The 8,306-nt window shown below is 68.9% G+C and carries 9 protein-coding genes; 5 read left to right on the forward strand and 4 right to left on the reverse strand.

The genetic code is table 11. From position 1 onward, the window contains the following. The first annotated feature begins 95 nt into the window (after nt 1-95). The 5 genes from P1P70_RS35615 to P1P70_RS35635 all read left to right on the forward strand — a co-directional run bounded on the left by P1P70_RS35615 (nt 96) and on the right by P1P70_RS35635 (nt 3,068). Nucleotides 96-305 carry a hypothetical protein gene (locus P1P70_RS35615; protein ID WP_319245197.1) on the forward strand — a complete coding sequence of 70 codons (210 nt, stop codon included), beginning with the start codon at nt 96-98 and terminating at the stop codon, nt 303-305. Continuing rightward, a complete protein-coding gene (locus tag P1P70_RS35620; RefSeq protein ID WP_319245199.1) occupies nt 302-919 on the forward strand; it encodes a pilus assembly protein TadG-related protein in 618 nt (205 codons plus the stop codon). The genes P1P70_RS35615 and P1P70_RS35620 overlap by 4 nt, the downstream gene beginning before the upstream one ends. 15 nt (nt 920-934) lie before the next feature. Next, nucleotides 935-1,528 (forward strand): hypothetical protein, encoded by a 594-nt coding sequence (locus P1P70_RS35625; protein ID WP_319245189.1) that lies wholly within the window; start codon nt 935-937, stop codon nt 1,526-1,528. Nucleotides 1,529-1,530: 2 nt separating this feature from the next. Further along, complete coding sequence (locus P1P70_RS35630; protein WP_319245191.1) at nt 1,531-2,193, forward strand: OmpA family protein; 663 nt, start codon at nt 1,531-1,533, stop codon at nt 2,191-2,193. Between the two features lie 281 nt (nt 2,194-2,474). Then, nucleotides 2,475-3,068 carry a dihydrofolate reductase family protein gene (locus P1P70_RS35635; protein WP_319245192.1) on the forward strand — a complete coding sequence of 198 codons (594 nt, stop codon included), beginning with the start codon at nt 2,475-2,477 and terminating at the stop codon, nt 3,066-3,068. A gap of 3 nt (nt 3,069-3,071) precedes the next feature. On the opposite strand, the gene P1P70_RS35640 is transcribed toward P1P70_RS35635, so the two are convergent. The 4 genes from P1P70_RS35640 to P1P70_RS35655 all read right to left on the reverse strand — a co-directional run bounded on the left by P1P70_RS35640 (nt 3,072) and on the right by P1P70_RS35655 (nt 8,199). Then, nucleotides 3,072-4,496, reverse strand: a complete 1,425-nt coding sequence (locus P1P70_RS35640) for an AI-2E family transporter (protein WP_413471623.1) — start codon at nt 4,494-4,496, stop codon at nt 3,072-3,074. 165 nt (nt 4,497-4,661) lie between these two features. Further along, nucleotides 4,662-5,387, reverse strand: a complete 726-nt coding sequence (locus tag P1P70_RS35645) for a transglycosylase SLT domain-containing protein (RefSeq protein ID WP_319245194.1) — start codon at nt 5,385-5,387, stop codon at nt 4,662-4,664. Nucleotides 5,388-5,773: 386 nt separating this feature from the next. Continuing rightward, nucleotides 5,774-7,099: a PhoH family protein gene (locus tag P1P70_RS35650; RefSeq protein WP_319245195.1), complete on the reverse strand. Its 1,326-nt coding sequence runs from the start codon at nt 7,097-7,099 to the stop codon at nt 5,774-5,776. Nucleotides 7,100-7,425: 326 nt separating this feature from the next. Next, a complete protein-coding gene (locus P1P70_RS35655; protein ID WP_319245196.1) occupies nt 7,426-8,199 on the reverse strand; it encodes an isoprenyl transferase in 774 nt (257 codons plus the stop codon). Nucleotides 8,200-8,306: the final 107 nt, after the last annotated feature.

Below are 8,306 nucleotides of genomic sequence, written 5' to 3' on the forward strand. Positions count from 1 at the left end.
CAGCAAAAGTTGGGCCCCCGGACCCACCCCCCGTACGTACCGACTCACGTACGGTGATCCGGTTGGTGTCGGCATCGCGCGGGAAGGCAACCGCCATGAAGGTGAAACACCGTTTCGAGACCTGGAGGACCACGGTCACCGCCCGCATGCGCGGCAAGGACCGGGACTCGGGCGCGGGCTTCGTGGAGTACGCGGGCATCATGATCATCGTCGCGGGAATCTTCGTGATGATCGACGGCCTGGGGCTCGACGGGTTGATCTCAGGTGCCATCCTGACGGCCGTGAGCAACGTCATCGGTGGCTGAACGGCCCACGGCGGTTCGACGACCGCGGGTCCACCCTTCCCCTCTACATCTGGCTGACGGCGATCTTGCTCTTCACTGCGTTGGCCTTCTTCGCGTTCGCTCAAGCTGCGTCCGCCCGCAACGGTGCCCAGTCTGCGGCGGACGCTGCGGCGTTGGCGGCTGCGCAGCAGGCTCGGGACGAACTGTTGCTGGACCTGGGGGACGCCATAGGCGCGGGCGATGTCGACTGGTTGGACTGGCTCGACCTGTCGGGAGGCCTCCCCGCCGAAGGAGATGCCACCGCTGCGGCGGCGGCGCTGGCGGCGCAGAACGACTCGACCCTCCAAGGCGGAGCCCAGCCCACTGAGGTGGGCGGCGATCCGGGGTTTCAGGTCGACGTGGTGACGGACTACACCGTGGGCGATTCGATCATTCCCGGTACCGAGGACATGACGGCCACCGCCAGGGCGGTGGCCGTCATCCAGCCGCGCTGTGCCGTCGACGTGAATGCCAACCCCACGAAGCCCGTCACGCTGGACTGCGACGGCGTGCCCGTGGACATCGATCCCGGAGATTTCGATCCGGACGACCTTCCTGACGCGTCTGTGATGTTCTCTGTGCGTCTGGCCGAGTGAGAGGAAGCTGTGTTCATGAAGTTCCGGTACACCATGAAGGGCCGCACGGCTCTGTCCACGGTGACGATCGCCACCGGGCTGGTTCTCACGGTGGCCGGCTGTGGGGGAGGAGGGGACGAAGACAAAACGTCTGACAAGAAGTCATCGTCGACGCCGTCCAAGGACAACGGAGCGGACGAGGACCAGGAGTCCGATGCCCCCACCACGGAGTCAGTCCTGGCCGAGGTCAAAGCCGGTGGCCTGACACTTAAAGTGACCTCGGCCGCCCGCGATGGTGGTGGCTTCGTCACGGTCGAGGGCACAGTGACCAACGGCACTGGCAAGCCGTGGGTCGGCGCGGAGTGGCGCGGCGACGAGAGCGAACTGGTCAAGAACGGCGGCTCGATCGCGGGCGCGAACCTCGTCGACCAGACAGGCAAGAAGAAGTACCTCGTCCTCCGTGACACGGAAGGGCGCTGCCTGTGCACGAGGTTCACCGGCGGCGTCCAAACCGGCGCGACCACCGACTGGTTCGCCCAATTCCCGGCCCCACCCGAAGGCACCACCTCCGTGGACTTCCAGGTCGGCTCCATGCCCCCCGCCACCATCGATCTCTCCGAGGGCGAGTGACCATGGCCGCCCTCACCCCACGGGCCACCGCGGCCCTCGCCGTGCTCGCCGCCCTCACCCTCGCCGTGCCCTCCCAGACCGCCGCCGCGGACGACCCCAGCGAACCCCCGGGCACCGTCACCACGTCCCCACCCCCGGAGGTCGACGCGAACAGTCCGGGCCTGAAGCTCGCCCAGGGGGCCACGCTCGCCCCCGCCAAGGTCCTGGACATCAAGTCGGTCGTGGAGGACCTCGGCGGCGAGGAACGCCGCGAGGACACCAACGAGAACGTGACGTTCGCCCTCCAGGCGGAGGTCCTCTTCCCGAGGGACAGTGCCAAACTCAACCCGCAGGCCCGCTCCCGCATCCAGACCATCGCGGAGGAGATCAAGAAGCAGAGCGCGGGCACGGTCCGCGTCTTCGGCTTCACGGACAACCTCGGCTCGTACGCCCACGGCCTGACCCTCTCCAAGAAGCGCGCCGAGGCCGTCCACGACCTCCTCGCCGCCGACCTCGGCGGCAACGTCACCTTCGAGGTGCGCGGCTACAGCGAGGACTACCCGATCGCCGACAACTCCTCCGAGGAGGGCCGCAAGAAGAACCGCCGTGTCGAGGTCTCCTTCCCCCGCACCACGGCGGAGCCCGAAACCGCCTCCGACACCGGTAGCGACGGCGAGGAGAGCTGACCGACGCGACCCGTCACCTGGACCGACTCCTCGTCGTCCTCCCCAGCGCCCGCCCCAGTGGCCAAGTCGGGCCTCCACCCTCGACTTCCTCGAACGTCCATCCGAAGCGCCCTGGATCGGTACGCCGACACGGGCGACCGGACTCCCCGCCGGGACCCACGTCCGTGCGACCGGCCCCCACACAAGCGATCCTCTCCCTCACAAGCCGAGTCACCCACGACAGCCGAGTCACCCGCGACAGCCGAGTCACCCGCGACACCCACGCCACCGGAGAGGCCCCCATGCGCAAGCTCGTCCTCATGATGTCCGTGTCCCTCGACGGCTACATGGAGGGCCCGGACCGCGAGATCGACTGGCACCTGGTCGACGACGAACTGCACACCCACTTCAACGACGTCCTCAGAGACATGGGCGCCTTCCTCGAAGGCCGTGTCACCTACGAGCTGATGGACGCCTACTGGCCCACGGCCGACCGGGACCCCGACACCCCGCGCCCCGTCGCCGACTTCGCCGAGATCTGGCGGAACAAGCCCAAGCTGGTCTACTCCCGGACCCTGCGCCACGGTGACCGGCACACGACCATCGTCCGGGACATCGTCGTGGAGGACATCGAGGCACTGAAGGCGCAGGACGGCGGAGACCTGGTCGTCGGCGGTGCCGAACTGGCGGCCCAGTTCATGCGGCACGACCTCGTCGACGAGTACCGCGTCTACGTCCACCCCGTGCTGCTGGGCGCCGGCAAGAGGCTCTTCCCCGCAGCCGACACCGCGACCCCGACCGCTCTGCGCCTGGTGGAGACCCGCACCTTCGGCAACGGAGTCGTCCTCCTGCGCCACGAACGATCGGGCCTTTCCGACGCAGCTCCGCGGCAGTAGGGCCTATCGGCTGTCGTGCGGATCCCGCCCGTGCTCGTCCGCGTACGCCCGCAGCGACCCCACGACCGTGTTGGTGACCGCGACCAGCGGTACGGCGACCACGGCACCCCCGATCCCCGCGATCATGCCACCGGCGGCGACCGCCAGCACGACGGCCAGGGGATGCACCCGGACGGCCCGGCCGAGGATGAACGGCTGGAGGATGTGCCCCTCGATCTGCTGCACGGCGAGCACCACGACCAGCGTCATGACAGCCGTGAACACACCCTGGGTCACCAGCGCCACCACGACGGCCAGCGCGCCCGAAACGACCGCACCCACCAGCGGGATGAAGGAGAACAGGAAGATGAACACGGCCAGCGGGACCGCCATCGGCACGTCCAGGAAGTAGATCCCCAGGCCGATGAAGATCGCGTCGATCAGTGCCACGACCACTGTGCCGCGCACGTACGCCGTCAACGTCCGCCAGGCGCGCGGCCCCGCGTCGGCGACACCCGGCCGGGCCGCCCTGGGCACCAGCTTGAGGGCCCACTGCCAGATCCTCTTGCCGTCGTACAGGAGGAACAGCGTGGAGAACATCGTCAGGAGGATGCCGGTGAGCGCCTCGACGATGACGGTCACGCCCTCCAGTCCCGCCGAGGTGATCGTGTCCGTGTTGTCGCTGATCGCCTCGCGGAGGTTCTTGGCGATGTCGTTGATCTGGTTCTCGGTGACGTGGAACGGGCTGTCGAGCAGCCAGCGCTGCAACTCGTCGATGCCGTCCTGGATCTGGTCGGAGAGGTTGTCGATGTTCTCCATGACCTGCCAGGTGACGAACCAGCCGATCAGTCCCATGACGATGAAGCCGAGGGCGGCGGTCAGCGCGGTGGCGAGGCCGCGCGGTACGCCTAGCCGGGTCAGCCGTGCCACGGTCGGCTGGAGCACGGCGGTGACGAGCAGCGCGGCGGTGAACGACAGCACCAGCAGCCGTACCGAGCTGATGACCCGCATCAACACCCAGACGGTGCCCGCGAGCACGAGCAGCCGCCATCCGGCCTCGGCCGCCACCCGCATCCCCCAGGGCACCGCCGACGCGGGGTCCGGACGGGAGTAGAGGACGGGGGCGGTCGTCGCCCGGCTCTGCGAACCCGCAGTTCCACCGGAACCCGCCGCACCCTTGGGCCCGGTGGAGCCGCCCGCCTCGGCCGGTGCGTCGGAGCCGCCCGCCTCAGCGGGAGTGTCAGAGCCACCCGCCCCGGCGGTCGCGTCAGTGCCGCCGGCCCCGGACTCGGCCCTGCTCCCGCTCTTGCCGGAGCCGGTCCGGCCGCCCGAGTCCACTTCGGAGTCCTCGGCCTCCGCCTCCATCTGCGCCCGGCGTCGTTCCAACCGCTCGCCCCACCCGCTCAGTCCGGCGCCGAGCCGGCCGAGCCACCCTGGAACTCGCGACATCATCCGTCCTCTTCCCCCGTAGCTCCTGTGGGTCACCGCTCCTCCCGGAGGCCGCGCATCCTCTCGGGGGCTCCGACCGTACATGGCCGAAGCCCTCCACCAAAGGACGGTGGAGGGCTTCGGAAGGTTGAGCGGCGGGTGGTCGTCACCCTGGCGCGGACCGGCCTAGTACCAGTGGTTGGCCTGCCAGAACGACCAGGCCTCGCACGGGCTGCCGTAGCGCGATTCCATGTAGTTCAGGCCCCACTTGATCTGCGTGGCCGGGTTGGTCTGCCAGTCGGAACCGGCGGAGGAGTACTTGCCGGCGGGCAGCGCCTGGAAGAGACCGTAGGCACCCGAGGAGGGGTTGACTGCCTTGTAGTTCCAGCTGGACTCGTGGTCCACGATGTTGCTGAAGCACGTCCACTGGTCGCCGGCCACGACGGCCTTGGCCATCGCCTGGATCTCGGCGATGGAGTACGAGCTCTGGACGGGGATGTCACCGAGCGAGCCGGCGGCGGCGGACTTCGACTTGGCCTCGGCCTCCGCCGCTTCCTTCGCCTTGCGCTCCTGCTCGGCCTTCTCCGCCGCCTTCTGCTTGTCGATCGCGTCCTGGGCCGCCTTCTTACGGGCGGTCTCCTCGGCGTCCTTGCGGGCGCTCGCGTCGGCGGCGATGGCCTGGGCGTCGGCCTGAGCTGTCAGGGACGCGGTCTGCACCTGGGCCTGCTGGCCCACGGGTATGTCGGCGAGCAACGTGGTGTCGTTCGCGACCGCCTCGGCGTCGTCAGTGGTCGTCTGGGCGGTGCTGCCCGAGGCAACTCCGACGACACTGCCGACTGCGGTGACCGCGGTGGCCGAGGCCACTGCGAATCCCCGGACCGAAATCCGGCTCACACGGTTTCCTTCCAGCATCGCCCGCCTCGGTGACCCTGGCGGACGCAATCGTGCCCCTGACGCTGGCCTCCCAACTGCGGGGTCACGGAGGCGCGGGCCCGATGGGCAACTCCCTTGCGGAAGCGCCGCGTGGTGCTCGGGCGGCATACGACGACGCTGTGGAGTTGACCTGGTGGTGCTGTTGTTCCGTACCGCTGGGGGTACAGGTGTGTCGTATGCGGGGCCTGACAGAAATGAGACTCTGCCGTAACCCGACACCGGGAGGCAATTCAGTGGTGAGTGTGAAAGGTCACACCTCGTTTGACGCCGGAGATTCCCGGAAACGCCTACGCGCCGAAGCGCCGCCCGGCTAGGCTGCTGAGCCTTTTGCCGGGCGGCGCCCCGGGGTTGGTGCCGTAGTCGGGTTAAATCTGGCCGTCCTCCAGCATTTCGGTCACAAGGGCCGCGATCTGGGACCGTTCGGACCTCGTCAACGTGACGTGGGCGAAGAGGGGATGGCCCTTCAGCTTCTCGACCACGGCCACGACACCGTCGTAGCGGCCGACCCGCAGATTGTCGCGCTGGGCGACGTCATGGGTCAGAACCACCCGCGAATTCGCGCCGATCCGGGACAGAACGGTCAACAGGACGTTCCGCTCCAGGGACTGGGCCTCGTCCACGATCACGAACGCGTCGTGCAGGGAACGGCCGCGGATGTGCGTCAGCGGCAGGACCTCCAGCATGCCGCGCGCGGTGACCTCCTCGATGACCTCGCGGCTGGTGACCGCGGACAGCGTGTCGAAGACCGCCTGCGCCCAGGGGCTCATCTTCTCGGACTCGGAACCGGGCAGATAGCCGAGCTCCTGCCCGCCCACCGCGTACAGCGGCCGGAAGACCATCACCTTCTGGTGCTGGCGCCGTTCGAGCACGGCCTCCAGGCCCGCGCACAGCGCGAGCGCCGACTTGCCGGTGCCGGCCCGGCCACCCATCGAGAGGATGCCCACGTCCGGGTCGAGCAGCAGGTCCAGCGCGATGCGCTGCTCGGCGCTGCGGCCCTTGATGCCGAACGCCTCCCGGTCGCCGCGCACCAGACGGATGTTGCCGTCGGGCGTCACCCGGCCGAGCGCCTTGCCGCGTTCCGACTGGATCGTCAGACCGGTGTGGACGGGCAGCGTGCTCGCCTCGGGGACGTAGATGGACCCTTCCTCGAAGAGGATGTCGACCTGTTCGCCCGGCAGGGTCAGTTCGGACATCCCGGTCCACCCGGAGGCGTCCGTGATGGCCAGCTCCGCGCGGTACTCCTCGGCGAGGAGGCCCACGGAGGACGCCTTGATCCTGAGGGGCAGGTCCTTCGACACCACGGTGACGTCGAAGCCCTCGGCCTGCAGGTTGCGGGCGACCGCGAGGATCCGGGAGTCGTTGTCCCCCAGGCGGTAGCCGCTCGGCAGCACGCTGGGATCCGAGTGGTTGAGCTCGACCCGTACGGTGCCGCCGAGGTCCCCGATCGGGATGGGGGCGTCCAGGCGGCCGTACCGGACGCGGAACTCGTCGAGCAGCCGCAGGGCCTGCCGGGCGAAGTAGCCGAGTTCGGGATGGTGCCTCTTCGCCTCCAGCTCCGTGACCACCACGATCGGCAGCACGACTTCGTGCTCGTCGAAGCGGTTCAGAGCATTCGGGTCGGCCAGCAGGACGCTGGTGTCGAGAACGTAGGTGCGCCGGTCTGGCATGCGGCGCTTTGTGCTGGTCACCACGGAAGGACGTACCCCCTCGGATGAGGTCGGGGAGCGACGGGTTCGAACTGGGCCGGTCGTCGGCGCCGTTGCACGGGCCGGTGACCGGCCCTCCGCTGCTTCGTCCGTGCTGTGACCGCACGATCGGGCTGGTGCAAAGGGCCTCCCGGGCGGACGGCCCCGAGCCGCCCGCTGAGATCCGACACCCGTGGTTCGGGTGTCGACCTGACTGGCTTATGCCCTCGAACACGCGCCGCCATGCCATGCGGTACGACGGCGTCCCGGTGAACTCCTCGTTACTTCCGTCCCGGTGGGGGTGATACGCACCTCACGCGTATCGCGGAGTGTCAGCCTCCGTAGCGCCGGTGTCGCGCAGCGTAGTCGCGCAGCGCGCGCAGGAAGTCCACCTTCCGGAAGGCCGGCCAGAAGACGTCACAGAAGTAGTACTCGGAGTGGGCGGTCTGCCAGAGCATGAATCCGGACAGCCGCTGCTCGCCGCTCGTACGGATCACCAGATCCGGGTCGGGCTGGTCGACGGTGTAGAGATGGCTGCCGATCAGGTCCACGGAGACGTTCTCGGCGAGTTCCTCCATCGAGGTGCCCCGCTCCTGCGCGTCCTGGATCATCGACCGGACGGCGTCGGCGATCTCCTGCCGTCCGCCGTATCCGATGGCCACGTTGACCAGTATCCCGTCGACGTCCGCGGTGACTTCCTCGGCCTCCTTGAGCGCGCGCTGCATCCCGGGGGAGAGAAGGTCGAGCGCCCCGACGTGGTGCACGCGCCAGCGGCCGTCGGCGGCGAGGGACCGGACCGTGTCCTCGATGATCCCGAGCAGCGGGACGAGCTCTTCCTTGGGGCGGTTGAAGTTGTCGGTGGAGAGCAGCCAGAGAGTGACGACCTTCACGTCGGTCTCGGTGCACCAGCCGAGGAACTCCTCGATCTTGTTCGCCCCCGCCTGGTGGCCCTGCACCGTGGTGGAGCCCGCGGCCTTGGCCCAGCGGCGGCTGCCGTCCACGATGACGCCGATGTGCTCGGGCACCTGGGCGTGGTCGAGGTGACCCTCGACCCTGCGTGCGTAGACCTTGACCAACAGGCCGCGCAGTGTGTCGCGCAGGTTCACGTCTTCCAGCCCCTCCGGTGCGGTGGCAGTCCCCTAGGTTGGCAGAGCCTACCGGGGCTGGAGGCCAACTACGCCAAGGGGTGTGCGGGCCCCGGGCGCACCCCGAC

Source organism: Streptomyces sp. MB09-02B (genome assembly GCF_033794485.1).
GTDB lineage: Bacteria > Actinomycetota > Actinomycetes > Streptomycetales > Streptomycetaceae > Streptomyces.